This is a genomic window from Quadrisphaera granulorum, assembly GCF_003149145.1.
Taxonomy (GTDB): Bacteria; Actinomycetota; Actinomycetes; order Actinomycetales; family Quadrisphaeraceae; genus Quadrisphaera; species Quadrisphaera granulorum.
Genome location: NZ_QGDQ01000020.1, coordinates 1 through 25047 on the forward strand (window position 1 = coordinate 1; position 25047 = coordinate 25047).

General features: G+C 72.0%; 22 protein-coding genes, 1 tRNA gene and 1 pseudogene. 9 read left to right on the top strand and 15 right to left on the bottom strand.

Annotation, left to right across the window (positions count from 1 at the left end; translation table 11 throughout):
• Positions 1-397 precede the first annotated feature (397 nt).
• Positions 398-730, bottom strand: coding sequence for a hypothetical protein (locus BXY45_RS15015; RefSeq protein ID WP_109775336.1), 333 nt, complete (start codon positions 728-730; stop codon positions 398-400).
• A gap of 454 nt (positions 731-1184) precedes the next feature.
• Between BXY45_RS15015 and BXY45_RS15020 the strand changes: the two genes are divergently transcribed.
• Entirely contained in the window at positions 1185-3176 is a 1992-nt protein-coding gene (locus tag BXY45_RS15020) for an IS4 family transposase (protein ID WP_109775337.1), read from the top strand.
• Between the two features lie 320 nt (positions 3177-3496).
• On the opposite strand, the gene BXY45_RS23380 is transcribed toward BXY45_RS15020, so the two are convergent.
• Positions 3497-3588, bottom strand: a tRNA-OTHER gene (locus BXY45_RS23380).
• Between BXY45_RS23380 and BXY45_RS23385 the strand changes: the two genes are divergently transcribed.
• Together BXY45_RS23385 and BXY45_RS15030 are read left to right on the top strand one after the other, a co-directional pair.
• Positions 3550-3732 (top strand): FIG domain-containing protein, encoded by a 183-nt coding sequence (locus BXY45_RS23385; protein WP_170131543.1) that lies wholly within the window; start codon positions 3550-3552, stop codon positions 3730-3732. The two genes, BXY45_RS23380 and BXY45_RS23385, sit on opposite strands and share 39 nt — an antisense overlap.
• A gap of 196 nt (positions 3733-3928) precedes the next feature.
• A complete protein-coding gene (locus tag BXY45_RS15030) occupies positions 3929-5494 on the top strand; it encodes an APC family permease (protein WP_211319603.1) in 1566 nt (521 codons plus the stop codon).
• Between the two features lie 61 nt (positions 5495-5555).
• Here BXY45_RS15030 and BXY45_RS15035 read toward each other — a convergent pair whose 3' ends face one another.
• Both BXY45_RS15035 and BXY45_RS15040 read right to left on the bottom strand, forming a co-directional pair.
• Positions 5556-6662 (bottom strand): aspartate-semialdehyde dehydrogenase, encoded by a 1107-nt coding sequence (locus BXY45_RS15035; protein WP_245961844.1) that lies wholly within the window; start codon positions 6660-6662, stop codon positions 5556-5558.
• The gene (locus tag BXY45_RS15040) at positions 6659-7933 is read right to left on the bottom strand and encodes an aspartate kinase (protein WP_109775339.1); all 1275 of its coding nucleotides are present in this window, start codon (positions 7931-7933) and stop codon (positions 6659-6661) included. The genes BXY45_RS15035 and BXY45_RS15040 overlap by 4 nt, the downstream gene beginning before the upstream one ends.
• 125 nt (positions 7934-8058) lie before the next feature.
• Between BXY45_RS15040 and BXY45_RS15045 the strand changes: the two genes are divergently transcribed.
• Positions 8059-9426: a DUF4032 domain-containing protein gene (locus BXY45_RS15045; protein WP_109775340.1), complete on the top strand. Its 1368-nt coding sequence runs from the start codon at positions 8059-8061 to the stop codon at positions 9424-9426.
• Between the two features lie 140 nt (positions 9427-9566).
• On the opposite strand, the pseudogene BXY45_RS24745 reads toward BXY45_RS15045, so the two are convergent.
• The 5 genes and pseudogenes from BXY45_RS24745 to BXY45_RS15070 all read right to left on the bottom strand — a co-directional run.
• Positions 9567-10472: pseudogene (locus BXY45_RS24745) on the bottom strand (GGDEF domain-containing protein); the annotation flags it as partial.
• A 95-nt stretch (positions 10473-10567) separates the two neighbouring features.
• Positions 10568-12358, bottom strand: coding sequence for a putative bifunctional diguanylate cyclase/phosphodiesterase (locus tag BXY45_RS15055; RefSeq protein WP_109775342.1), 1791 nt, complete (start codon positions 12356-12358; stop codon positions 10568-10570).
• Between the two features lie 58 nt (positions 12359-12416).
• Entirely contained in the window at positions 12417-13475 is a 1059-nt protein-coding gene (rlmB, locus tag BXY45_RS15060) for a 23S rRNA (guanosine(2251)-2'-O)-methyltransferase RlmB (RefSeq protein WP_109775343.1), read from the bottom strand.
• A gap of 124 nt (positions 13476-13599) precedes the next feature.
• Positions 13600-15027 (bottom strand): cysteine--tRNA ligase, encoded by a 1428-nt coding sequence (cysS, locus tag BXY45_RS15065; protein WP_109775344.1) that lies wholly within the window; start codon positions 15025-15027, stop codon positions 13600-13602.
• A 58-nt stretch (positions 15028-15085) separates the two neighbouring features.
• The gene (locus BXY45_RS15070; RefSeq protein WP_211319604.1) at positions 15086-16060 is read right to left on the bottom strand and encodes a proline iminopeptidase-family hydrolase; all 975 of its coding nucleotides are present in this window, start codon (positions 16058-16060) and stop codon (positions 15086-15088) included.
• A gap of 181 nt (positions 16061-16241) precedes the next feature.
• Here BXY45_RS15070 and BXY45_RS15075 point away from each other — a divergent pair, with 181 nt between their 5' ends.
• From BXY45_RS15075 to BXY45_RS15085, 3 genes are read left to right on the top strand one after another with little or no spacing between them, the layout of a single operon-like run.
• Positions 16242-17327 carry an S-(hydroxymethyl)mycothiol dehydrogenase gene (locus BXY45_RS15075; protein ID WP_109775345.1) on the top strand — a complete coding sequence of 362 codons (1086 nt, stop codon included), beginning with the start codon at positions 16242-16244 and terminating at the stop codon, positions 17325-17327.
• Positions 17324-17980: an MBL fold metallo-hydrolase gene (locus tag BXY45_RS15080; RefSeq protein WP_109775346.1), complete on the top strand. Its 657-nt coding sequence runs from the start codon at positions 17324-17326 to the stop codon at positions 17978-17980. Before BXY45_RS15075 ends, BXY45_RS15080 begins: the two co-directional genes overlap by 4 nt.
• Position 17981: 1 nt before the next feature.
• Positions 17982-18374, top strand: coding sequence for a GntR family transcriptional regulator (locus tag BXY45_RS15085; protein ID WP_218566928.1), 393 nt, complete (start codon positions 17982-17984; stop codon positions 18372-18374).
• Positions 18375-18426: 52 nt separating this feature from the next.
• Here BXY45_RS15085 and BXY45_RS15090 read toward each other — a convergent pair whose 3' ends face one another.
• Positions 18427-19380 (bottom strand): ferritin-like domain-containing protein, encoded by a 954-nt coding sequence (locus tag BXY45_RS15090; RefSeq protein ID WP_109775347.1) that lies wholly within the window; start codon positions 19378-19380, stop codon positions 18427-18429.
• Positions 19381-19697: 317 nt separating this feature from the next.
• Here BXY45_RS15090 and BXY45_RS15095 point away from each other — a divergent pair, with 317 nt between their 5' ends.
• Complete coding sequence (locus tag BXY45_RS15095) at positions 19698-20324, top strand: superoxide dismutase (RefSeq protein WP_109775348.1); 627 nt, start codon at positions 19698-19700, stop codon at positions 20322-20324.
• Between the two features lie 60 nt (positions 20325-20384).
• On the opposite strand, the gene ispF is transcribed toward BXY45_RS15095, so the two are convergent.
• The 3 genes from ispF to BXY45_RS15110 are packed head-to-tail and all read right to left on the bottom strand — an operon-like array spanning position 20385 to position 22137.
• A complete protein-coding gene (ispF, locus tag BXY45_RS15100) occupies positions 20385-20894 on the bottom strand; it encodes a 2-C-methyl-D-erythritol 2,4-cyclodiphosphate synthase (RefSeq protein ID WP_109775418.1) in 510 nt (169 codons plus the stop codon).
• Positions 20895-20926: 32 nt separating this feature from the next.
• Positions 20927-21658, bottom strand: a complete 732-nt coding sequence (gene ispD, locus BXY45_RS15105) for a 2-C-methyl-D-erythritol 4-phosphate cytidylyltransferase (RefSeq protein ID WP_109775349.1) — start codon at positions 21656-21658, stop codon at positions 20927-20929.
• Positions 21655-22137, bottom strand: a complete 483-nt coding sequence (locus BXY45_RS15110) for a CarD family transcriptional regulator (RefSeq protein WP_109775350.1) — start codon at positions 22135-22137, stop codon at positions 21655-21657. Before BXY45_RS15110 ends, ispD begins: the two co-directional genes overlap by 4 nt.
• Positions 22138-22331: 194 nt before the next feature.
• On the opposite strand from BXY45_RS15110, the gene BXY45_RS15115 reads away from it, so the two are divergent.
• Positions 22332-23027: a hypothetical protein gene (locus BXY45_RS15115; RefSeq protein WP_109775351.1), complete on the top strand. Its 696-nt coding sequence runs from the start codon at positions 22332-22334 to the stop codon at positions 23025-23027.
• Positions 23028-23072: 45 nt separating this feature from the next.
• On the opposite strand, the gene BXY45_RS15120 is transcribed toward BXY45_RS15115, so the two are convergent.
• Together BXY45_RS15120 and BXY45_RS15125 are read right to left on the bottom strand one after the other, a co-directional pair.
• The gene (locus tag BXY45_RS15120; RefSeq protein WP_109775352.1) at positions 23073-23762 is read right to left on the bottom strand and encodes a response regulator transcription factor; all 690 of its coding nucleotides are present in this window, start codon (positions 23760-23762) and stop codon (positions 23073-23075) included.
• Positions 23759-24943 (bottom strand): sensor histidine kinase, encoded by a 1185-nt coding sequence (locus BXY45_RS15125; protein ID WP_211319605.1) that lies wholly within the window; start codon positions 24941-24943, stop codon positions 23759-23761. Before BXY45_RS15125 ends, BXY45_RS15120 begins: the two co-directional genes overlap by 4 nt.
• Positions 24944-25047 lie beyond the last annotated feature (104 nt).

Genomic DNA, 25047 nt, shown 5'->3' on the forward strand with positions numbered 1-25047 from the left:
CCATCGTCGCTGCGGCGCTGGTGGTGCTGCACCTGGAGCACCACCACACCGTGTGACGCAGCGTCACCACTCAAAGTCCTAGTGGCAAAGGCTCATTGAGCTCGCGAACAAGGCCGCAGTTAGTCCTGCGACAATAATTGTCTTTACCCGCACTATGCGTCGCCTCCACGAAGAAGTAGTGGTGCCCAAGCTGGGCACCACTCATCTCAGCAGCGTGACACCAGTCATGTCCATACGGCAACGGACGGATGCGCCTCGTACCAGGGGTGGATCCTTGGCCACCGTCAGCCAGTCCCTCGTCTGCTCTGCAAGGAAACCCGCCCCGACGCTGACAGCTTGTGGTAATAGACTGGCGCCGCGCGCAAGGCCAAGGCTCTCGCGCTAGCGATACGTTCGCCTAAATTGTCCGCTGTTCCCGAACTGGCAGGTCCGGGCGCTCGTGGTGCCAATAGCGCACCTCGATGTCCCAGAGCTGATTCTGCAACTCCAGCGCGAGCTGCTGTCCCTGTCGGTGGACGGCCTCCAGCTCTCCAGGTGCGAGCGACTCCGCTCCGTCTGCGCGGCGCAGCACATGTAGCGACCAGTCCGCGGCCCAGGCTTTGAGGCGTTCGGCCAGGTCTTGGTCGGCGCCGAGTGCTACCAGCTCGGGCACCGTGTAGTAGTGGCTGACAGTGCCGTCGACAGGTTCTGGCCGATCCCACACGGCGGTCTCCGCCATGTGTTCCAGCATGACGGTGAGGATACGAGGTCGTGGCGTCTCGCCTGCACCGCTACTGTCTGGTAGTTGGTGGTCCCTGGACAAAGTGGCCTCCGTCGAGTCAGCGATCTTTAGCCACCCGATCATCGCATGAGCCCTCGGGAGCGCGTCTCGCCGTACGCTTAAATCGACAGTGCGCGAGCAGTGTTGACGCGGTACGGCCAACTCGCCATTATGAATGCGGATTACCAACGTTTCGACCCAAGGAGCACGGACTCGTATGGCCACCAAGACCATCACCACCTACACCACTGCCGTAAAGAATGGTGATCGTTTGGTGTGTTGTGGCTGGTCACAGCAGGGCGGCGGCGGGTGGTCACCAGATGCAGCGGTGCTCTGGGGCGGGGCGTGAGAGCCAATAGCCAAATGTAGCGAAGCTCCTGGTAGGACGGAAGTTCTCACACGAACCGTCTTCCCCAGGAGCTTCGTGAGCCACTCTGCCACGCCCACTTCCCCTGCGCCGCCGCCGCAGCCGCCGTCATCGTGGCGGCAGGTCCCAGTCCGCGGCCCGCAGGGTCTGCTGCACCCAGAAGGCCCCAGGCAGGTTCCCGACGGCATCGACGGTGCTGGCGACCTGGGCTGGGGCGAGCAGGTCCTCGCCACCGGTGGCCTGGGCGTACTGACCCCGAAGATGCTCACGGCGGCCTGCCAGGCCGGTGGCTACCAGGAGGTGTGCCGGCGGGTGCTGACCAGAGCGGTCACCACGCTGATGACGGTAGGGCTGTACCTGTTCGCCGGCGTGGGCTACGCCGGGGTGCTGGCGCGGATGTGGCAGGTAGCCACCGGGGTGCACCCGGTGCTGGCAGGCACGGCGATGGTCACCGCGCAGGCGTTCTCCACCGCCCGGGTCCGCGTGGGCTCGGGCCCGCTGGCGAGCTTGTTCACCGCCCACGCCGCCGCAGTGTGGACCCGGATCCACGCCCACGCCCACGGTGTCGCCACCAGCAACGCCACCAGCAATGACGTCGATGCTGGTGGGGGTGCTGGTGATGCGGGGGTGCTGTTCGGGTTGGTCACCGTAGCGGTGGACGGCACCGCCTTGGACGCCCCCGACACGCCCTATCCCGCCCCCGCCGAAGGGCTGTACCCCCAGCTGAGGCTGGTGACGTTGGTGCACACCGCCACCCGCGCCTGCCTGGCCGCGGTCATCGAGGCGATCACCACCAGTGAGCAGGCGCTGTGGGACCGCCTGGTGGTCGGTGGGCACCTCAAGGCCGGGATGCTCGTCCTGGCGGACAGGAACTTCTTCTCCTTCACCCGCTGGTGCGCAGCTGCAAAGACCGGCGCTGAGCTGGCCTGGAGGGTCAAGAACGGCGCCAGGTCCCTACCCGCCCGCATCATCGAGACCTTGCCCGACGGGTCCCATCTGGTGAGGCTCCACGAGAACGACCAGGCCCTGCGTCGGCGCCGTGTCGCCACCGGTGACCCCAGGGCCCCGCGCGCGGAGCCGGTCACCGCTCGACTGGTGGAGTTCACTGTCATCAGTCGCGACGAGTACGGCGCGACCACCACCAGCAGGTTCAGGGTCCTGACCACCCTGACCGACCCCGCCGTGGCCCCCGCCGCGCAGGTGGCGGCGGGGTACGCGCGCCGGTGGGCGGTGGAGGTCACCTACAAGATCTTGAAGTCGGTGGTGCGGGGTGGACCGGTCAGGCTGCGGGCCCAGCGTCCCGACACCGTCGTCCAGGAGGTGTGGGCGCTGCTGGTGGCGTTCAACATCCTCATCGAGCACGCCGCCGCAGTAGCTGACGACCTGGGCATCGAGGTTGCGCAGGTCTCGGTGGTTGCGGTGCTGCGGGCGTTGCGGGACCACCTGGCTGCGGGGGTGCGAGCACTGTGGGCTGGCGCCCAGCCTGGGTCGGCTGCTGGCGGGGATTGCCGCCGCACCGGCGGTGGCGGTTGCCAGGGTCAGGACCGCCTCACGGGGCTCACCGACCGCCCGGCGCCGGGGCGCCACCCGCAAGGTCACCCACAGCATCATCATCGAGGGAACGGAGCTGCTACCAGCACAAACACCCTAAACGATCACCGAACTTTATGGCAGTGCGTCAAGGATGCTGTGTCCTTCGACAACTGTTGGCCCGAGCACGGGGGCCTCTCGCTGACGCGCGGGAGGCCCCCGTCGCCGTGTCTGCCGCCGTGCACCTCGGGCCCTTATCGTCGTCGTCGTGATCGTGGACATCGACCGCATCGTCCACGACATCCACGATGCCGCCGCCACCTTCCTGCGGCCGCGTTTCCGATCGCTCGAGGTCGGGCACGTCCGGGAGAAGGCTCCGGGCGAGCTCGTGACCGTCGCGGACGAGGAGTGCGAGGCGCACCTCGGTCCAGCCCTGCTGGCGGCATGCCCCGGGAGTGTCCTCGTCGGGGAGGAGGAAGCCTCGCGAGACAGCTCCGCCCTCGCGCTGCTCACCGGTGACAGCCCGGTGTGGCTGCTGGACCCGCTGGACGGGACGGCAGCGTTCGCGGCCGGCACCCCGGACTACGCCGTCATGGCTGCCCTCGTGGTCAGGGGTGAGAGCGTCCTGTCCGTGATCCACCAGCCCGAGTACGGGTGCACCTTCGTGGCGGAACGCGGCTCGGGCGCCTACGAGCTCTCCTCCGGCGCGCGCCTGCGCCCCGGCCCAGCCGGGGCGGGCGCGCAGCTCCGCGGAGCGGTCATGCGTCGCTTCCTCCCACCCGACGTCGCGGCAGTCATCGAGAGGAACGCGAGCAGGTTTCCCACCCTGGAGCCCGTCACGAAGACGGCGGGAGTCGAATACCCCGCGATCGCCAGCGGCCACCGAGACTTCATGCTCTACTGGCGCACCCTGCCCTGGGACCACGTCCCCGGGGGCTTGCTCATCGCTGAGGCCGGCGGCAGAGCGGCGCACCTCGACGGCGGGCGCTACCGGCTCCAGGAGCGGCGCGAGGGTCTGCTCGTGGCCGGTTCTCCTGATCGGTGGGAGCGTGCACGCGAGGAACTCGGCGTCTGAGGCGCCACTCCGGCGCACGAGTACGGGTGGGTCCCCGCGCACGCGGTGCTCCTCGCGGCATTCAGGTGTCCAGCAGCCCACGTTCATGCGGACGACACAGGAACAGTGGGACCCTCCCTTCGGAACGAGTGCTCACAGCAACTCATCGGGTGCTACTCATCGAGGCACGACCGGGACGACGGGTCAGGTGGCGGTCATGGCAGTGGCAGACCTGCGGATGCACGAGGGCGACGAGGCCCTCGGCGCTGACGCCGAGAAGAGCAAGCTCCAGAAGCACTTCGGCAGAGCCGACATCTTCTTCTTCCTCGTGTGCACGCTCGTCGGCATCGACGGACTGGGCACGCTGGCCACGCAGGGCGGGCAGGGCTTCACCTGGCTCGTCGTCTGCGTCCTCCTCTTCGCGGTGCCGTCGGCGGCGCTGCTGGCGGAGCTCGGGGCCGCCTTCCCCGACGAGGGTGGCCCCTACGTGTGGGTGCGGATGGCCTTCGGGCGGCTGGTCGGCGCCATCAACAACGTCTTCTACTGGGTCACCAACCCCGTGTGGATGGGCGGCACCCTGGTGGGGACGGCCCTCGGCGGCCTCATGACCTTCTTCCACCACGGCGAGGCCTTCTCCACGACGTTCCAGTACGTCTTCGCGTTCGCGTTCATCTGGGCGGGCGTGCTGTTCGCCGTCCTGAGCTTCCGCGTAGGCAAGTGGATCGCGACCATCGGAGCCCTGGCCCGCTTCGCGCTGCTGGGCCTGTTCAGCGTGCTGGTGGTCGCCTACGGCTTCGTGCACGGCTTCCACGGCCCCTCGGCGGGCAGCTACGCACCCAGCTTCTCGGGCTTCGTGATGCTGGTGCCGCTCATCCTGTTCAGCCTGGTGGGCTTCGAGCTGCCCAGCGCCGCCGGTGAGGAGATGGAGGACGCCACGCGCGACGTGCCCTCGGGCATCGCCAAGTCCGTCATCGCCACCGGGCTGCTGTACGGGCTGCCCGTCCTCGGCATCCTCCTGGTGCTCCCCGAGCAGCAGGCCAGCGGCCTGGCGGGCTTCCCCGACGCCGTGCGGCAGGCCCTGACGGTCTTCGGTGGCACCGTCACCACCGCCGCCGACGGGACCACCGCGGTGACGCTCACCGCCTTCTCCACGGCGGTCGGCTGGGTGCTGGGGATCCTCGTGGTGGTCGTGGCCTTCACCTCGGGGCTGACCTGGATCATGGGCTCGGACCGCACCCTGGCGGTCTCCTGCTACGACGGCGCCGGTCCGCGCGCCCTGGGCCGCTTCTCGGAGCGGTTCGGCACCCCGCTGCGCGTCAACGTGCTCTCCGGGGTCATCTCCACGCTGGTCTTCGTGGCGGCCAACACCATCACCTCCGGCGACGCCGGCAAGTTCTTCACCGTGGCGCTGGCGCTGGCCGTGTCCACCACGCTCATCAGCTACCTGGGCATCTTCCCCGCGGCGTGGGTGCTGCGTCGGCGCCTCCCCGACGCGCCGCGGCCCTACCGCGCCCCGGCCATCGGCCTGCTGACGGTTGTCTCGACGGCCTGGATCGTCTTCTGCACCGTGCAGATCCTCTTCCCGGGTCTGGGCGCCGGGTGGTTCACCAAGGAGTTCCGCGCCGACGGGTGGGCCTTCTCCGAGCGGTGGACCTACCTGTTCGTCGAGCTGGTGCCGCTGCTGGCCTTCACGGCCCTCGCGGTGGCCTTCTGGGCCGTCGGGCGTCGTGAGCTGCGCGGCGCGGCAGCCGGGGCTCCACCCCAGCCCCAGCACGCCGGCTGATCATGCAGAAGACCCGCACTCGAGGCTCTCGGGTGCGGGTCTTCTGCATGATCGTGACGGGTCAGCGGCCGGTGAGCTCCGCTGCCACGAGCTCGGCGATCTGCGCCGTGTTCAGCGCGGCGCCCTTGCGGAGGTTGTCGCCGCAGACGAACAGGTCGAGGGTGTGCGGGAAGTCCAGCGCCTGGCGGATGCGCCCCACCCAGGTCGGGTCGGAGCCCACCACGTCGGCGGGCGTGGGGAAGTCACCGTTGGCCGGGTCGTCCAGGACGACGACGCTGGGCGCCTCGACCAGCGCCTGGCGCGCCGCCTCCACCTTGATGGGCTTCTGGAACGTCGCGTGCACGGCCAGGGAGTGCGTGGTGACCACGGGCACGCGCACGCACGTCGCGGAGACCTTGAGGTCGGGGATGCCGAGGATCTTGCGACTCTCGGCGCGCACCTTGAGCTCCTCGCTGGACCAGCCGTCGTCCTTGAGGGAGCCCGCCCACGGCACCACGTTGAGCGCCAGCGGAGCGGGGAACGGCGACGGCTCGTCACCGAGGCGGTCGGCGATGGCGGCGCGCACGTCACCGGAGCGGGTGCCCAGCGTCGGATCTCCGGAGACGGCCTCGAGCTCGGCGTGGAGCCGGTCGATGCCGGGCTGCCCCGCGCCGGAGGCGGCCTGGTAGGAGGCCACGACGAGCTCGGTGAGCCCCCACTGACGGTGCAGGGCGCCCAGGGCGTCCATCATCGTCAGCGTCGTGCAGTTGGGGTTGGAGATGATCCCCTTGGGCCGGTTGCGGATGGCCGCCGGGTTGACCTCAGGCACCACGAGCGGCACGTCCGGGTCCATCCGGAACGCTCCGGAGTTGTCGACGACGACGGCGCCGCGGGCAGCCGCCACGGGCCCCCACTGCGCGCTGACCTCGTCGGGCACGTCGAACATGGCGACGTCGACGCCGTCGAAGACCTCGGGCGCGAGGGCCTGCACCACGACGTCCTCGCCACGCACCCGCAGCACCTTGCCGGCGGAGCGGGCCGAGGCGACGAGGCGGATCTCGCCCCAGACGTCCTCGCGGGTGGACAGGATGCCGAGCATCACGGTGCCGACGGCGCCGGTGGCGCCGACGACGGCGAGGACGGGCTTGCGCCCCTGGCCGCTCTGCTGCGCGTTGCCCACGGCGCTCACCGACCCGTTCCTGCGTAGACCGTGGCCTGACCCTCGTCGGCGGTGGCGTCCAGGCCGAAGGCAGTGTGGACGGCGCGCACGGCGTCGTCGAGGTCGGCGTCGCGGGTCACCACCGAGATGCGGATCTCCGAGGTGGAGATCATGTCGATGTTGATGCCGCTGTCGGCGAGGGCCTTGAAGAAGCGGGCCGAGACGCCGGGGTTGCTGCGCATGCCCGCACCGATGAGCGAGAGCTTGCCGATCTGGTCGTCGAAGCGCAGCGAACCGAACCCCACGGAGGGCTGCACCTGCGACAGCGCGGCCATGGCGGCCTGGCCGTCGGCCTTGGGCAGCGTGAAGGACACGTCGGTCAGACCCGTGGCGGCGGCCGACACGTTCTGGACGATCATGTCGATGTTGATGCCGGCGGCCGCGACGTGCTCGAACAGCTCGGCGGCGGTGCCCGGCTTGTCCGGCACCCCCACCACGGTGATCTTCGCCTCGCTGCGGTCGTGCGCGACGCCGGTGATGATCGCGTGCTCCACGGGAAGGTCCTCCATCGATCCGGCCACGAGCGTCCCGGGCCTGGGGGTGAACGAGCTGCGCACGTGCACGCGCACGCCGTAGCGGCGGGCGTACTCGACGCACCGCAGCACCAGCACCTTGGCGCCGCTGGCGGCGAGCTCGAGCATCTCCTCGTAGGTGACGGTCTCGAGGCGGCGGGCGCTGGGCACGATGCGCGGGTCGGCGGTGAAGACGCCGTCGACGTCGGTGTAGATCTCGCAGACGTCGGCGCCGAGCGCGGCGGCCAGGGCCACCGCGGTGGTGTCGGAGCCGCCGCGGCCGAGGGTGGTGATGTCCTTGGTCTCGGTCGAGACGCCCTGGAAGCCGGCGACGACGGCGACGTCGCCGGCGTCGAGGGCGTCGCGGATGCGACCGGGCGTCACGTCGATGATGCGGGCGCGGCCGTGGGCGGAGTCGGTGATGACGCCGGCCTGGCTGCCCGTGAACGACCGCGCCTGGATGCCGAGGTTGGCGGTGGCCATGGCCAGCAGCGCCATGGAGATCCGCTCGCCGGAGGTGAGCAGCATGTCGAGCTCGCGCGCCGGCGGCAGCGGGCTGACCTGCTCGGCGAGGTCGAGCAGCTCGTCGGTGGTGTCGCCCATGGCCGAGACGACGACGACGACGTCGTGACCGGCGCGGCGGGTCTCGGCGATGCGCGCCGCGACCCGCTTGATGCCCGCGGCGTCGGCGACCGACGAGCCGCCGTACTTCTGGACGACCAGGCCCACCGGGGGCACCTCCTGCACGTTCCTCCGTGCGATCTCCGCGCAGGCGCGCGGGCACGGACCGGCACAGGACTCTACCGGCGGAAGCAGGGGAGCCTGACCGGCCGAGGTTGGGGGAGGATCGGGGCATGGCGCCGCTGCAGATCACCGCCCTCACCGCCGAGCGGTCGGCGCTGGCACTGCCCGACCTGCCCTGGGACGCTCCACTGAGCCGCTGGCCGGCCGAGCACCTCGCCGCGCTCCCCCGCGGTATCTCCCGGCACGTCGTGAGGTTCGTCCGTCTGGCCGACAGCGTGGTGGCGGTCAAGGAGAACACCGAGGAGCTCGTCCGTCGCGAGTACGGGCTGCTGCGCATGCTGCGGCGCCTCGACGTGCCCTGCGTCGTCCCCGTCGCGGTCGTCACCGGGCGCGCCGACCCGGATGGCGAGCCGCTCGACCCGGCCCTGGTCACCCAGCACCTGCAGTTCTCGCTGCCGTACCGCGCGCTGTTCAGCCAGTCGCTGCGCCCCGACACAGCCACCCGCCTGGTCGACGCCCTCGCAGTGCTGCTCGTGCGCCTGCACCTGGCGGGCTTCTACTGGGGCGACGTGTCGCTGTCGAACACCCTGTTCCGCCGTGACGCGGGCGAGTTCGCCGCCTACCTCGTCGACGCCGAGACCGGCGAGCTGCACCAGGAGCTGTCCGACGGGCAGCGCGAGAACGACGTCGAGGTCGCCCGGATCAACATCGCCGGCGAGCTCATGGACCTCGAGGCCGCCGAGTACCTCGACGAGAGCGTCGACCCGATCGAGGTGGCCAACAGCATCGTCGATCGCTACCACACGCTGTGGGAGGAGCTCACGGGCCAGGAGTCGTTCGAGCAGGGCGAGCGGTGGCGGGTGCAGGCCCGCATCGAGCGCCTCAACGAGCTCGGCTTCGACGTCGGCGAGCTGTCGATCAGCACCGACGTCGGCGGAGCCATGGTCCAGATCCAGCCGAAGGTCGTCGACGCCGGGCACCACTCCCGCCGCCTGCTGCGCCTGACGGGCATCGACGCCGAGAACAACCAGGCGCGGCGCCTGCTCAACGACATGGACAGCTTCATCGCCGCCAGCGACCGCCAGAACGACGACGAGGAGATCGTCGCCCACGACTGGCTCGCGCAGGTCTTCGACCCGGTGGTGCGTGCCATCCCCCGCAAGATGCGGCGCAAGCTGGAGCCCGCGGAGGTCTTCCACGAGGTGCTCGAGCACCGCTGGTACCGCTCCGAGCAGGCGGGGCGCGACATCCCGCTGCTGGAGGCCGCGCGTTCCTACGTCGAGGAGGTGCTCGCGCAGCGCCCCGACGAGCAGGCGCTCATCCTGCAGACCGGTCTCATGGACACCGGTCAGATGAAGGCGGTGGGCATGGACCGCGACGAAGCCCCGCTGCTGGGGTCAACCGGGCCGGACGGCTCCGACGATGCTGACGACCCGGAGTCCGACCGCATCGACGGCTGGCTCTCCAGCCACGGCTGATCAGGGCCGCTCTGTTCAGGGCTGCTCTGTTCAGGGCTGCTCTGTTCAGGGCTGCTCTGTTCAGGGCCGTTCATCTGTGGGCTGCGGCGCTCACCCTCGCGCTGGTCGACGACGTCCTCGGGAGTCCACACCCTCGTGCGGCCGCGCCCTGCGCGCTTGGCGACGTAGAGCGCCTGGTCGGCGCGGCGCATCGCGCTGTCGACGTCGTCGGCGGTGCCCAGGCCCGTGACACCGGCGGTGCAACTGCGACCGGCGGGCAGAGCCTCGCGCAGGGCGTCGACGAGTTGTCCCGCCGCGACAGGCTCCAGCCGCGCCAGCATCACGAACTCGTCACCACCCCATCGGCCGAGCACGGCTGAGGGGGGCAGGATCGCCCACCATGCGGTGGCTGCGGCACGGAGCAGTTCGTCACCGGCGGCGTGGCCGAGGGAGTCGTTGACCTGCTTGAAGTGGTCGAGGTCGATGATCGCCAATGAGAGCGGAGCCCCGGCGCGGTGACCGGCCAGAGCCGTCAGGAGGCGGCTCTGGGTGCCGCGGCGATTGGGCAGGGCGGTGAGCACATCGACCTCGGCGGCCAGCACCGCACTCGCGGTGAGGCGCGAGAGCGCACCGACGATGCCCCCCACGACCAGGTTGCCGCAGACCATGATGAGGATGTCTCCGGTGGCCACGCCTGGAACTGACCCCAGGGCCAGCACGAGCAGCGCGGTGTTCACCACAACGTGGATCCCGGCCGTCGTCCAGGGGAAGAAGAAGAACGCCAGCGCGGCGAGCACCAGGTACAGCGAGGCATCGGCGACGCTGGCGGTGCCCCCTCCGTCGAGGTGGATCCCCAGCGCCGCCGCGAGGCCGGTCGCAGGCTGGAGGAAGTGGTAGTACCACTTGCGGTAGTAGCGGCGCCCCAGAAAGATCACCGCTCCACCGAGGCAAGCGGCGACTCCCACCCAGAACGGAGGTCCCGGGGCGGTGAAACCGGTCCGCAGCAACGAGGCCACCGCGATGTAGGCGCCACAGGCCAGCATCACCAGGCTGGTGGTCCACACCATGGCCGTCAGGCTGGCCACAGGTTGGGCGCGGGACAGCTCGAGGATGAGGGTGTGCCACCGCGTGCGGCGCAGGCGGTGGCCTGATGTCGGTGCGCTCACGCGCCGGCCCCGAGCCGGGAGGCCTCGCTGAGCAGGCGCTTCGCGAACGCCCCGGTGGGGAGGGCGGGCGCCCACAGCCAGCCCTGTCCCTCCTCGCACCCGTGCTCACCGAGCCAGGAGGCCTGGTGCGGCGTCTCGACGCCTTCGGCGACGATCGTGAGGTCGAGGGCATGGGCGAGAGCGATGACGCCCGCGCACAGCGGCGCCTCGTGCCCCTCCTCGACGGCGGTGACGAAGCTGCGGTCTACCTTGAGGACGTCGAGCGGCAGCGAGCTCAGGCGGGCCAGACCCGACCAGCCGGTGCCGAAGTCGTCGACGGCGATCCGGACCCCCGCCGCGCGCAGGGCGTGCAAGTTGTCCACCACCGCGGGCGAGTGCTCGTCGAGCTGCCCCTCCAGCACCTCGACCACAAGCCGCCGCGAGGGGAGCCCGGCTCGGTGGAGCGCGGCCACCACCCAGGCGGCGTAGTCCGGCTCTTCCAGCTCGGGCCCGGAGGCGTTGACCGCCACGGTGAGCGGCACGCCGTCCGCGGGGACGGGCCAGGAGGCCGCGTCGATGCAGGCACGCTGGAGCACGTGGCGTCCCAGCTGGACCACCGCCCCGCTGGCCTCGGCCTGCGGCAGGAAGTCGCCCGGGGGCACGTAGCTGTCGCCGCGACGCCAGCGGACCAGCGCCTCAGCGCCCGTGGTGCGACCGTCGAGGAGCCGGACGACAGGCTGGTAGTGGACCTCGACGGAACCGTCCTCGAGGGCGGCGTACAGGCCGCGGACCGTCGGCAGTCCCGGCGTCCACAGGTGGCTCGAGCCGCGCTGGTGGCGCTTGGCGGCAGCGAGGGCGCCTTCAGCCCTGTCGACCAGGTCGCGCACCTCGTCACCGACCTCCGCGATGACGACACCGCTGCTGGCGCTGTGACCCTCGGGGACGGCGGCGTGCAGCTGCGCGACGAGCTGGCGGGCGGCTCCGGCCTCGGCGCGCACCAGCAGCGCGTACTGGTCGCCGCCCCAGCGCCCCAGCACCGCGCCGCGCGGCAGCAGCCCGCGCCAGGCGACGGCGGTGGCACGCAGGAGGGCGTCACCGGCGGCGTGGCCCGCGCGCTGGTTGGTGCTCTGCAGGTGGTCGACGCCGAAGAGCGCCAGCACGAGCGGAGGCCCACCGCGCTGTGCGGCCTCGAGTGCCCGTTCGAGGCGCTCGGTGGTGGTGGTGCGGTCAGGCAGAAGGGTGAGCGGATCGATGCCGGACACCTCGGCAGCCCGCGCCAGGGCGCGGACGGCGACGGCGAGCGCCACGACCACGCTGGCCACCATGGCCACGCCGCCGGGCTCCAGAGAGCCGGAGGACCCCAGGGCAAGGCTGAGTCCGGCGACGATCAGCGCCACGTGGGCCGCTGCTACCGCCGCGGGGAAGAAGAAGACCGCCTCCACCGCAACCAACGCGAAGATCCACGCGTCCGCCCACCCGTCGGGCCCCGCGGAGCTGACACCGACGGTGATCACGATCACGCCGCTGAGGTGGGTGAGGTGGTAGTGCCACACGCGCATCCGGCGTCGCAGCGCGTGCACCCCGGCCGCGGCCAGGACGCATCCGCCGATGAACGCGGGCGCGAGTTCCCCGTGCGTCAGGCCGGGGCGCAGCAGGTACCCGACGAGCACGACGCCCGCCCCCGAGAGGTACAGCGCCACCGTCGTGCGGTTCATGACCGCGGCGGTGACCCCGGGACGGCTGGCGGTGGCAAGACCTCGCAGGCCGCGCGCCGCGGCGCCGACCGCCGCCGCTGCGCGCTGTCTCACGAATGGACCTTCGGAGCCGGCCGGGTGGGTCTTGACGAGGCATCACCCGAACGAACCGTCACAGGCGCGCTGATGCTCCCGCAGCTGCCCGGGCGCGGGCCACCTCGTAGAGGGCGATGCTGCACGCGATCCCGGCGTTGAGGGACTCCACCGAGCCCGCCATGGGGATCGACGCCACGAGGTCGCAGGTCTCGCGGACCAGACGCGACAGCCCGCGGCCCTCCGACCCGACCACCACGGCGACGGGTCCCTCGGCGATCCGGGCGACCTCGACCGAGCCGATCGGGGCGTCGGCATCGGCATCGAGTCCGATGACGAAGCAGCCGGCGGCCTTGGCGGCCTCCAGCGCACGGGTGAGGTTGGTCTCCCGGGCAACCGGCAGGCGCGCGGCGGCGCCCGCGGAGGTCTTCCACGCGCTGGCGGTCATGCCCGCCGAGCGGCGCTCAGGCACGAGCACGCACGAGGCGCCGAACGCGGCCGCCGTGCGGACCACAGCCCCGAGGTTGCGCGGGTCGGTGACGCCGTCGAGGGCGACGATGAGCGGCGCGCGCCCTGCGGAGGTGTCGGCGTCGAGGACGTCGGCCAGGGAGACGTACTGGTAGGGCGGCACCGTCAGCACGAGACCCTGGTGCACCGCCCCATCCGACATCCTGTCGAGTTCGGGGCGCCCCACCTCGAGCACCGGCAGACCGCGGTCAGCGGCCAGACGCAGCGCCTCACGCACCCGGTCGTCAGTTTCGATGCGGGTGGCCACGTGCAGGGCGGTGGCGGGGACATGGGTGCGCAGCGCCTCCACCACGGGGTTGCGCCCGGCCACCGCCTCGTTGCCCGCGCGGCTGGTGGTGGTGCGTCCGGTGGGCCGCTGGGCACGCGGGCCGTCGTCGGCTGCCCGGGTCGACCGCGAAGACCCACCGGCAACGGCAGGCGCGCCCTCGCCGGCACGGCGCGCCGCAGCGGCGGCGCGGCGGGCGGCCGGGTGGCCGGTGCGCTCCTCGGCGGGCGGCGTGGGGCCGCGGCCCTCGAGGGCGCGGCGGTTCTTGCCGCCGGTGCCGACGGTCGGTGTCTTCTTGGAGCCGGCCTTGCGCACGGCGCCGCGCCGGGACGAGTTGCCGGCCATGGGTGCTCCTGTCGGGTGTGATGCTTCTGCGCTCTACGGGGCAGCGCACGTGGGGGTGCTGCTGGGTGGTGCGGGGTCAGGCGAGTGCGAGGTCAGGCGAGTGCGAGGTGAGGCGAGTGCGGCGTCAGCCGAGCGACCAGCGGGCGCCGTCGGCGGAGTCCTGGACCACCACGCCGGCGCGACCCAGCAGGTCGCGGATGGCGTCGGCTGCGGCGAAGTCCTTGGAGGCGCGGGCCTGCGCCCGCGCCTCCAGCTGGGCCTGCACCAGGACGTCGAGCGCCGCCGCCTGAGCGCTGGCGGCGGTGCTCGCGGCGCCGGTCCAGTGCGGGTCGAGCGGGTCGATGCCGAGGGTGCGGACGATGGCGTTGACGTCGTTGGCGGCAGCCACGGCGAACTGCTCGTGCCCGCCGTCGAGTGCGGCGTTGCCGGCGCGGACGGTGTCGTGGAGCACGGCGAGGGCGCCGGGCACGTTGAGGTCGTCGTTCATCGCGGCGGCGAAGTCCGGGGGGATGCGCGGCGCAGGGGCAGCAGCGCCGATGCGGGAGGCGAGCACCGGCTGCACGCGCCGCAGGAAGGTCTCGACCCGCCCGATGGCGGTCTCGGCCTCGGCCAGGGACGTGGGCGAGTACTCCAGCGCCGACCGGTAGTGCGCCGAGCCGAGGTAGTAGCGCAGCGCCAGCGGACTGGTGTGCTTCAGCACGGTCGAGACCTGCAGGGAGTTGCCGAGCGACTTGCTCATCTTCTCCCCGCCCTGCGTGACCCAGCCGTTGTGCAGCCAGTACGAGGCGAAGCCGAGGCCGGCCGCGCGGCTCTGCGCCTGCTCGTTCTCGTGGTGGGGGAAACGCAGGTCGAGGCCGCCGGCGTGGATGTCGAACGCGTCGCCGAGGTAGCGCCGCGCCATGGCCGAGCACTCCAGGTGCCAGCCGGGACGGCCGCGACCGAAGGGCGTGGGCCAGGAGGCGGTGGCCGGCTCGGTGGGCTTGGAGCCCTTCCACAGGGCGAAGTCGCGGGGGTCGCGCTTGCCGCGCGGGTCGGCGTCCTCGGCGGGGGCGACGTCGTCGAGGGAGACGTGCGTCAGCGCCCCGTACTCGGGGAAGGAGCGGACGTCGAAGTAGACGTCTCCGGAGCCGTCTGCTGCGGGGTAGGCGTGGCCGCGCTCGACGAGCAGCTCCATGAGCTCGACCATCTCGGGCACGTGGCCGGTGGCGCGGGGCTCGTAGGTGGGACGGCGCACGCCGACGGCGTCGTACGCGGCGGTGAAGGCCTGCTCGTGGGTGTAGGCCCATGCCCACCAGGGGCGGCCCGCCTCGGCGGCCTTGGCGAGGATCTTGTCGTCGATGTCGGTGACGTTGCGCACGAAGGTGACGTCGAGGCCGTGGCCGACCTCGAGCCAGCGGGCGAGCACGTCGAAGGCGACGCCGGAGCGCAGGTGCCCGATGTGCGGCGGGGCCTGCACGGTGGCGCCGCAGAGGTAGATGGAGGCCGCTCCGGGGGTCAGGGGCGCGAAGTCGCGCACGGCGGCGGCCTCGGTGTCGTACAGGCGGAGTGGCACCCCACCAGGCTATCGGCGACGCGGACCGCTCTCCGCCGCCGCGACCCCTCGGCCGTGATCATGGGCGCTGGCCACCCCAGGGCGGCGGGAATGCTGACCGACGGTCTCCTCGGGGGTCGTGCTCACGCAGGAAGCGACCGACGACCTCGAGGAACGCCTCGTGCTCCTCGACGTGCGGCATGTGGCTGGACTCGGGAAACACGTGGCTGCGTACGTCGCGGATGCGCTCGGCGAATGGCGCCCAGCACGCCGGGGTGGCTTCGTCGTGGGCCCCGGCCACCACGAGGGTCGAAGCGGTGATTCCGGAGAGGCGGTCCTCGACAGTCCAGGTGAGGTTGGAGCCGGTGATCGTGAACTCGCTGGGCCCGTTCATGGCGTGGTACACGGTCGGATCGGCGTCGATCTGCGCGAAGGTCGCGGCGACTTCCGCCGGCAGCGGCTGCACCCGGCAGACGTGGCGGGCGTAGAAGACGTCGCTGGCGGCCTTGTAGTCGGGGTCGTCGTAGGCGCCCAACGCCTCCAGCCGGAGGAGGTTCGAGCGGTGCGGCTCCGGGAGGGCGTCGATGAGCTCCTCGGCGGCCTCCCGCCACGTGGCCATGGCGGCTGGGGAGTCGCAGATCGTCAGCGACTGCACGCGCTCGGGGTGGGCGAGGGCGAACTCCGGGCCGAGCATGCCGCCCCACGACTGGCCGACCACGTGCACACGCGCCAGGCGGAGGTGGTCGAGCAGCGAAGCCAGCTCGGCTACGAACAGCTCGACGGTCCACCAGGACACGTCTGCGTCGGGCAGGTGGGTGCTGCGGCCGCAGCCGAGCTGGTCGTAGTGGACGACGGCACGTCCGCCGGTGGCGAGGTTCGCCATCGACAGCGTGTAGTCGTGGGCTGCGCCTGGTCCCCCGTGGAGGACGACGACGGGCAGCGGGGCGCCTGCATCGTCAGGGCCGGGCAGGTGACCGGTGATCCGATACCAGGTCTCGTGACCGCGGAAGGGCGCTCGGCCCTCGCGGTCGGCCGGCGGGATGGCGTAGGGCACTCGCGCTCTCCGTGGTGCTCGCAGGAGCCGCAGACGGTGGTCGTCGCTGCGGGTGCCCGGAATCTAGGGCGCCCTGGCACAGCGCGGACGCTTCCACCTGCCCCCATCACTGATGCATCAGTTGTCTCGACCTGGGCTCCCGCTGCTGGTGCACGTCCGGGCCGGTCGATAGCGTCGGACCATGCCTCACACCGTCAAGGGCGTCGTCGCCCTCAGCAAGGGAGCTCCCGTGGAGCTCGTCGACGTCGTCGTCCCCGACCCCGGCCCCTTCGAGGCCGTGGTCGACGTCCAGGCCTGCGGCGTGTGTCACACGGACCTGCACTACCGCGAGGGCGGCATCTCCGACGACTACCCCTTCCTGCTCGGCCACGAGGCGGCCGGCGTGGTCTCCGCCGTCGGTGAGGCCGTCACCGACGTCGCCGTGGGCGACTACGTCGTCCTCAACTGGCGCGCTGTCTGCGGGTCCTGCCGCGCCTGCCGCCGCGGACGGCCCTGGTACTGCTTCGCCACGCACAACGCCGAGCAGAAGATGACCCTGGCCGACGGCACACCGCTGTCCCCGGCCCTCGGCATCGGCGCCTTCGCCGAGAAGACGCTCGTGCACGCCGGCCAGTGCACCAAGGTCGACCCGGCCCTGCCGGCCGCCGCGGCGGGTCTGCTCGGCTGCGGGATCATGGCCGGCTTTGGTGCAGCCGTGAACACCGGAGCGGTGACCCGCGGAGACTCCGTGGCCGTCATCGGCTGCGGCGGTGTGGGCGACGCCGCCATCGCCGGCGCGGTGCTCGCCGGCGCCACCACGGTCATCGCCGTCGACGTCGACGACCGCAAGCTCGACGTCGCGAAGAAGTTCGGCGCCACGCACACCGTCAACAGCCGCCAGACCGACGCCGTGGAGGCCATCCAGGCGCTGACCGGCGGCAACGGCGCCGACGTCGTCGTGGAGGCGGTGGGTCGCCCCGAGACCTACAAGCAGGCGTTCTACGCCCGCGACCTGGCCGGCACCGTCGTCCTCGTGGGCGTGCCGACGCCGCAGATGACGCTCGAGCTGCCCCTGCTCGACGTCTTCGGCCGCGGCGGCGCCCTGAAGTCCAGCTGGTACGGCGACTGCCTGCCCGAGCGCGACTTCCCGATGCTCGCCGCCCTGGCGCTGCAGGGCCGCTTCCCGCTGCAGGACTTCGTCACCGAGACCGTGGGCCTGGGCGACGTCGAGGCCGCGTTCTCTGCCATGGGCCGCGGCGACGTGCTGCGGTCGGTGGTGGTGCTGTGAGCGCCGCCGGCACCTCCAAGAAGGGCGCGCTGCGTCTCGACCGCAGCACCTCCGAGGGCACGTTCAGCCTCGACGGGCAGACCTTCGACGTCGAGAACAACGTCCTCGTGCTCGGCGACGACACCGAGTGCCTCGTCATCGACGCCCCGCACGACCTCGGCGCCATCGCCGAGGTCGTCGGAGACCGGCGTGTGGTGGCCGTGGTGTGCACCCACGCCCACGACGACCACGTGCGCCTGGCGCCCGCTGCCGGCGAGCGGTTCGCTGCGCCGGTGCTGCTGCACCGCGACGACCTCGCCCTGTGGACGCTGACGCACCCCGCGGCGGCGCCCACAGAGCTCCTCGAGGACGGGCAGGTCATCACGGTGGCCGGCACCGAGGTGCACGTGCTGCACACCCCGGGCCACTCCCCCGGCTCGGTGTGCCTCTACGTGCCGGCGCTGGAGACGGTCATCACCGGCGACACGCTGTTCGCCGGCGGCCCGGGCGCCACCGGCCGCTCGTTCAGCGACTTCCCCACGATCATTACCTCGATCCGCGAGCGCATCTTCGCGCTGCCTCCGGCCACCACCGTGGTGCCGGGCCACGGGGGGACGACGACGGTCGGCGACGAGGCCCCCCACCTGCAGGAGTGGATCGACAGGGGTCACTGACGTGACTCTCGACGGCCCCCTGGTCGTGCACCTCGACCGCGCCGCCGGGGCCCCGGCGCCGTGGCAGCAGGTGCACGACCAGGTGGTCGCCGCGGTCGACGACGGGCGCCTGGTCCCCGGCGATCGGCTGCCCACGGTGCGGGCCCTGGCCCAGCAGCTGGGTGTGGCCGCCGGCACCGTGGCCCGCGCGTACCGGGCGCTGGAGGCCTCCGACGTCGTGAGCACCGCCAGTCGCGCCGGCACCGTGGTGCGCGACCGGACCGCGGCGCGCGGTGATGCGGCGGCTCGCGCGGCTGCGGCGTCACTGGCGCGTGAGGCCGTGGCCGCGGGCCTCGACGACGACGCGGCGCTGTCGCTGCTGCGCGGCGCGCTGGCGGCCGCCCGAGGCCGTTGAGGCGGCCCCCCGGTCCGGACCTGGTGCCCGGACCGGGGGGCCCGCCCGGTGCTCAGGTGGTCGTGAGGCGGGAGTCCTCGTTGTTCGTGCCGGCCGGGAAGAAGCCGCCGGAGCGCACGCCCTGCGCCGGGTTGAGGTAGGCGATGTTGTGCACCTGCTGCGGGGTGCGGCCGAAGGCGATGGCGTTGCCGTCGACGGGGGTGACGTTGATGCGGCCGCCCGCCTGCGAGACGCCCTGGTCGTCGTCGCTCTTCCCGTCGAGGGAGTCGCGGGCGTCGGAGATCTTGTTCGCGGCGTCGGCCAGCCCCTCGGTGTAGATGACGGTCCGCACCGCCCCCGCGTGGTAGGCCTCCACGGCGAGGATGCCCGCGGCGGCGTCGAGGTAGGTCTTGCTGCTGATGAGCGGCGCACCGCCCTTGTAGGCGGTGACGCCGACGTCCTCGAAGAGGAAGGCGCCCAGCAGGAAACTCGTGTCGTCCGCGAAGGCGTCGAAGGTCTGCCCGTCCTTGATGAGGCCCGCGGCCTTCGCCGCGGCGTTGAAGGCGCCGGTGAAGTCGATGGCCGGGCGTGCGACGGCAGCGCCGCCGAGGGCCCCGCGCAGGAACTTCACGTGGGCGATCTCGTCGTTGGCGATCTCCTCGGCGATGCCGCGGACCAGCTTGCTCTTGAACGGCACCTTGCGGCCGCCGTTGACGTCTCCGCGGTTCAGCTTGCCGGTGGTGAGGCCGTCGTCGAGGCCGCGGCCGTAGAACGCGCGCGAGTAGAACTCCGCCTCGAGGTACTCGAGGTTGAGGGCGAAGTTGAGGATGGCGCCATCACTGATGCCACCGCCGCCTCCCCCGCCCCCGCCGCCCTTCTTCTCGTGGGCCTGGGCCGGAGCGGCCACCGCGGTGGCGCCGATGACGCCCAGGCCGGCCACCCCCGCGGTGCGCAGGAAGGCGCGGCGGTCGGCGCCGCTCTCCGCGCTGCGGGAGATCATGTCCGTGACGAGCTGCTTGCCGAACATCCGGTCAGTCCTCTCGAGAGGCGGCGGGGCCGCCGTCGGCCTCACCCGCCACCCGTTCGGAGCAGCGGGGAGCCCGGATGGGAGCAGAACCGGACAAACCGCCCCCCTTCCGGCAGACCCCGGCAGACCCCGGCAGACCGGGCGCGCACCAGGACCCGGTCGCCGGTGGCCACCCCGGTGTTGCCCGCCGGGAAGGGGCGCGGAATGCTCGGAGGGTCGGCGCGCCCGGTCCCGCTGCAGGTGGGACGGCGCGGCGTACTGAACGGGCCGCCCGGCGCCTCGCTCCGGGCGGCGAGGAGACACGAGGAGGAGATCCCGTGGCGGTGTACACCCTGCCCGACCTGCCCTACGACTACAGCGCTCTCGAGCCGCACATCAGCGGCGCGATCATGCAGCTGCACCACGACAAGCACCACGCCACCTACGTGGCCGGCGCCAACACGGCCCTGGAGCAGATGGCGGAGGCGCGCGAGAAGGACAGCTTCGGCTCGATCACCGGGCTGGAGAAGAACCTCGCCTTCAACCTCGGCGGGCACATCAACCACTCGATCTTCTGGCCGAGCCTGTCCCCGGACGGCGGCGACAAGCCCGTCGGTGACCTCGCCGCCGCGATCGACGAGTTCTTCGGCTCCTTCGACGGCTTCCGCGCGCACTTCACCGCCAACGCCCTCGGCATCCAGGGCTCCGGTTGGTCGATCCTCGCGTGGGACTCCGTCGGCCAGCGCCTCGTCATCGTGCAGCTGTACGACCAGCAGGCCAACGTGCCGGTGACGCTGATCCCCGTGCTCATGCTCGACATGTGGGAGCACGCGTTCTACCTGGACTACAAGAACGTCAAGCCTGACTACGTCAAGGCCTGGTGGAACATCGTCAACTGGGCCGACGTCGCGGCGCGCTTCGAGGCCGCCCGCACCAAGACCGCGGGTCTCGTCGTCCCGCTCTGACCCACCCCTCATCCGTGATCATGGGCGTCCGCCACCCTCGAGGGTGGCGGACGCCCATGATCACGCCGGGGAGTGTGGGGCGGGCAGGACGGCGACGACGAGGGCAGTGGCGATCGCCGCCACACCCTCTCCGCGCCCCGTGAGACCAAGGGCGTCCGTCGTGGTGCCCGAAACCGCCACGGGGGCCCCGCAGGCCGCTGAGAGTGCCTCCTGGGCCTCAGCGCGGCGCTTGCCGATCTTGGGGCGGTTGCCGATCACCTGGACAGCGACGTTGCCGATCTCGTAGCCCGCCTCGCGCACACGGCGCGCAGCCTCTGCCAGGAGCACGACTCCCGCGGCCCCCGCCCACTGCGGTTCCGCGGTGCCGAAGTGGGCGCCCAGGTCTCCGATGCCCGCGGCGGAGAAGAGTGCGTCGCAGGCGGCATGGGCGGCGACGTCGGCGTCGGAGTGGCCGGCGAGGCCGCGCTCCCCGGGCCAGTCCAGACCTGCCACGCGCAGCGGGCGCTCCGACCCTTCAGGGGCGAATGCGTGGACATCGACGCCGACACCCACCCGCGGTAGCCCGCTGATGCCTGACACACCGGTCACGCCGGGCTCTCCGCTCACACCGAGCTCCCCGCGCCGACCCGCTCCTGTTCGAGCACGGCATTCGCCAGGGCGAGGTCCAGAGGTCGCGTGATCTTGAATGCCTCGTCGCGGCCCGGGACCACGGTCACCGGGGTCCCCAGCACCTCCACCAGCGACGCGTCGTCGGTGGCGGCGAGCGCCTCAGGCAGGCCCTGCGAGGCGGCGGCGTCATGAGCGCGCTGCAGCACGTCGCGACGGAAGCCCTGCGGGGTCTGCACCAGACGGAGAGCGGCCCTGTCGAGGGGACCTCCACGGGGCACGCCCGCGACGTCGACCGCGCGGACGGTGTCACTGACAGCGACCCCCGGCACCACCGCGGGTGCGCCGGCCCGCACGGCCGCAGCCACGTCGATCACCTGCTGGGGTGGGGTGAGGCAACGGGCGGCGTCGTGGACGAGCACCACGTCGACGTCGTCGTCGAGGGCCGCGAGACCCGCCGCCACGGACGAGCGCCGATCGACCCCGCCGACGACGGCTGACAGCGCGACGCCCTCGGCCCCGGCCAGGCCGGAGACGAGGGCGATCGACTCCTGCTGGCGCCCATGAGGCACCACCAGGACCAGCTGTTCACAGGCGCCGGATCCCAGAACACGCTCTGCAGCGTGGACCAGGAGGGGGCGTCCTCCGAGGAGGACGAACGCCTTCGGTGATCCTGCCGCCAGCCGGGTGCCAGATCCGGCGGCGACGAGGATGCAGGCCGTGCTCAGCTCGCGAGAACCTCGTCGAGCAGGGCCTCCGCGCGAGACTCCTCGGTCTTCTCCGCGAGCGCGAGCTCGGAGACGAGGATCTGGCGCGCCTTGGCCAGCATGCGCTTCTCACCGGCGGACAGGCCGCGGTCCTGGTCGCGACGGTAGAGGTCACGCACGACCTCGGCCACCTTGATGACGTCACCCGAAGCGAGCTTCTCCAGGTTGGCCTTGTAGCGGCGCGACCAGTTGGTCGGCTCTTCGGTGTAGGGCTGGCGCAGCACCCCGAAGACCCTGTCGACACCGGCGCGATCGACAACGTCGCGCACACCCACGAGGTCGCAGTTCTCGGCCGGGACCTCGATGGTCAGGTCTCCCTGGGCGACCTTGAGGCGGAGGTACAGCTTCTCCTCGCCGCGGATCGTGCGGTTCTTGATCTCTTCGATGAGGGCGGCCCCGTGGTGGGGGTAGACGACAGTCTCGCCGACCTTGAATACCATCAGCAGATCCCCTTTCGCGGCCTTGAGCCTACCACGGCGTGCGCGTGGTCCGGCAGCTCAGGAACGCCGTTCCCGCAGGTCAGGGACGTGCGACTCCCCGAACGGCTGCGAAGCGTTCCCCGCCTGCAGGCTTGACACGGCCGCTACGGCGTGCTGCCCCGGGTGTCGGGGCTCCTCCCGGTAGGCTCCGCGGCGTGCACCTCCCACGACGCGCCCTGGCCGCGAGCGCGCTGGCGCTGGCTTCCCTGACCACCGCTACCGGCTGCACTGCCACCAATGCCCAGCAGACGGCGGAGGTGTACAACCCGGGGGCCGCTGCGGCGGCCACGCTCGGCACGGTGCACGTCGCCGGCCTGTTCGTGGCCACCGACGGCGAGGGTCCCGCCTCGCTGGTGGCCCGCATCGTCAACTCCGGCACCGAGGCCGTGAGCGTGGCGATCGCCGACGCCTCCGGCTCGACGGGGCTCACGGGGACCTTCACCGTCGACCCGGCGAGCACCTACGACGTCGGCCCCTCCGGGGATGACTCGGTGACCGTGCCGTCGCTCGACGCACTGCCCGGACAGGTGGTGACGATGAAGGTGACGGCCGGCAGCGAATCCACCGAGCTGGCGGTGCCGGTGCTCGACGGCACCCTGGAGCAGTACGCCCAGTACGTGCCGACGGCCACCCCCACCCAGACCGTCGCGCCGTCGCCCACGCAGGAGCCCTCCGCGAGCCAGTCGCCGACCACACGGGTGACCGGTTCACCGTCGGCCACCGGTCCGCGCACCGGCTCGCCGGCGCCGTCGAGCTCGGCGCCTCGTACCGCCTCGCCCAGCCCCACCGAGAGCGCGGCCCCGGCAGCGACCGAGACCGCCACGTCGACGCCCACCCCCAGCGAGAGCTGAGACTCGAAACCACCAGCACGCTCGAGGCCGGGGCCCCGGGAGCCGTCAGGCTCCCGGGGCCTCGACCTTGTAGCCCAGGCCGCGCACCGTCACGAGGAAGCGCGGGTCGGAAGGGTCTTCCTCGACCTTGGCGCGCAGCCGCTTGACGTGGACGTCGAGGGTCTTGGTGTCGCCGACGTAGTCCGAACCCCAGACCCTGTCGATGAGCTGACCGCGGGTGAGCACCCGGCCGGCGTTGCGCAGCAGGAGTTCGAGCAGCTCGAACTCCTTGAGCGGCAGCCGGACGGCCTCGCCGCGCACGGTGACCACGTGCCTGTCGACGTCCATCCGCACCGGCCCGACCTCCACCGCCGAGGGCAGTAGGTCTTCCGGTTCGCTGCGGCGGCGCAGTACCGCCCGCACGCGCGCCAGGAGCTCGCGCGCCGAGTACGGCTTGGTGACGTAGTCGTCGGCGCCGAGTTCCAGGCCCACGACGACGTCGACCTCGGAGTCCTTGGCCGTCAGCATGATCACCGGGACGGCGCTGCGGACGCGCAGCTGCCGGCACACCTCGGTACCGGGAACGCCCGGCAGCATGAGGTCCAGCAGCACCAGGTCGGCGCCGCTCCTGTCGAAGGCGGCCAGCGCCGACGGACCGTCGGCAGCCACCTCGACCTCGTACCCCTCCCGCTGGAGCAGGTACGACAGCGGGTCGCTGAACGATTCCTCGTCCTCGACCAGCAGCACCCTCGTCATCCTGAGTACTCCTCCTGCTCACTGTCGGCTGCGTCGGCGCCCGCGCGAACGGGCTGCCGCGGGGGTGCCTGCGGCACCCTCAGCGTGAACGTGGAGCCCTGACCTTCCTGGCTCCACAACTGCACCTCGCCGCCGTGCCCGGCGACGACGTGCTTGACGATGCTCAGCCCCAGCCCGGTGCCGCCGGTCATCCGCGATCGGGCCGGGTCGACCCGGTAGAACCGCTCGAAGATGCGCTCCCGGTCGGCCGGCCCGATGCCGATGCCCTGGTCGGTCACCGAGACCTCCACGACGTCGGCGGCCTCGTCCACTCGGACCCCCACGGCCACGCGGGTGCCCGTGTCGGAGTAGCGGATGGCGTTGTCCACCAGGTTGCGGATCGCCGTGGTGAGCAGCTCGGCGTCACCGATGACCTGGGCGCCCGTGTCGGGGCCGATCTCCAGCCCGATACCCCGAGAGCCCGCCGTCGTGCTGCACCTGTCGACGGCCTCGGCGACGACGGTGTCGACGTCGACGCGCACGGCGGCGGCCAGCGGCTCGCCGTCCTGCAGCCGGGACAGCTCGACGACGTCGTGGACGAGCACCGCCAGGCGGCGCGCCTCCACGGCCATCCGAGCCGAGAACCGGCGGACGGCCTCCGGGTCGTCCGCAGCGTCGGCCATCGCCTCGGCGAGCACCGACATGGCGCCCACCGGCGTCTTCAGCTCGTGCCCGACGTTGACGACGAAGTCGCGGCGGACCGCCTCCAGGCGACGCGCCTCGGTGCGGTCGCTGCCCAGCACGACGACGTGGAGCAGGCCGAGCGGCGCGACCCGCACGGACAGGGCGCGGCGTGCTCCGCCGACATCCGCGGCACGCAGGTCGACGTCGACCTCGCGCACCTCGCCGTCGGCGCGCACGGCGCGCACGGCCGCGAGCACGTCGGGGTCGGTGATCGAGTCGCGGCGCACCAGGCCCACCGCGTGCGCCGCGGGCGAGGCACGCACCACGACATCGGAGACGTCGAGGACGACGGCGGGCCCGCCGAGCACGGCCAGCAGCTCGGGGACGCCGGCCGGGAGGTCGCCAGTGCCGGGCGGTGGCGCCTGGACCACCCTGACGTCGTCGCGGCGGACGGCGAGGGCGACCAGGCAGCCCACGACCAGCCCTAGCAGGGCGGCCGCCACGACGGAGGCCTGCACATCACCCAGCGTAGGCCCGGGCCGAGCGCGGTCCTGGCCGTCCCAGCCCTTCGAGGGCCGACAGGGTGGCTGGTTGGTCCGCTGTTCACCGGACCACCTGGCGC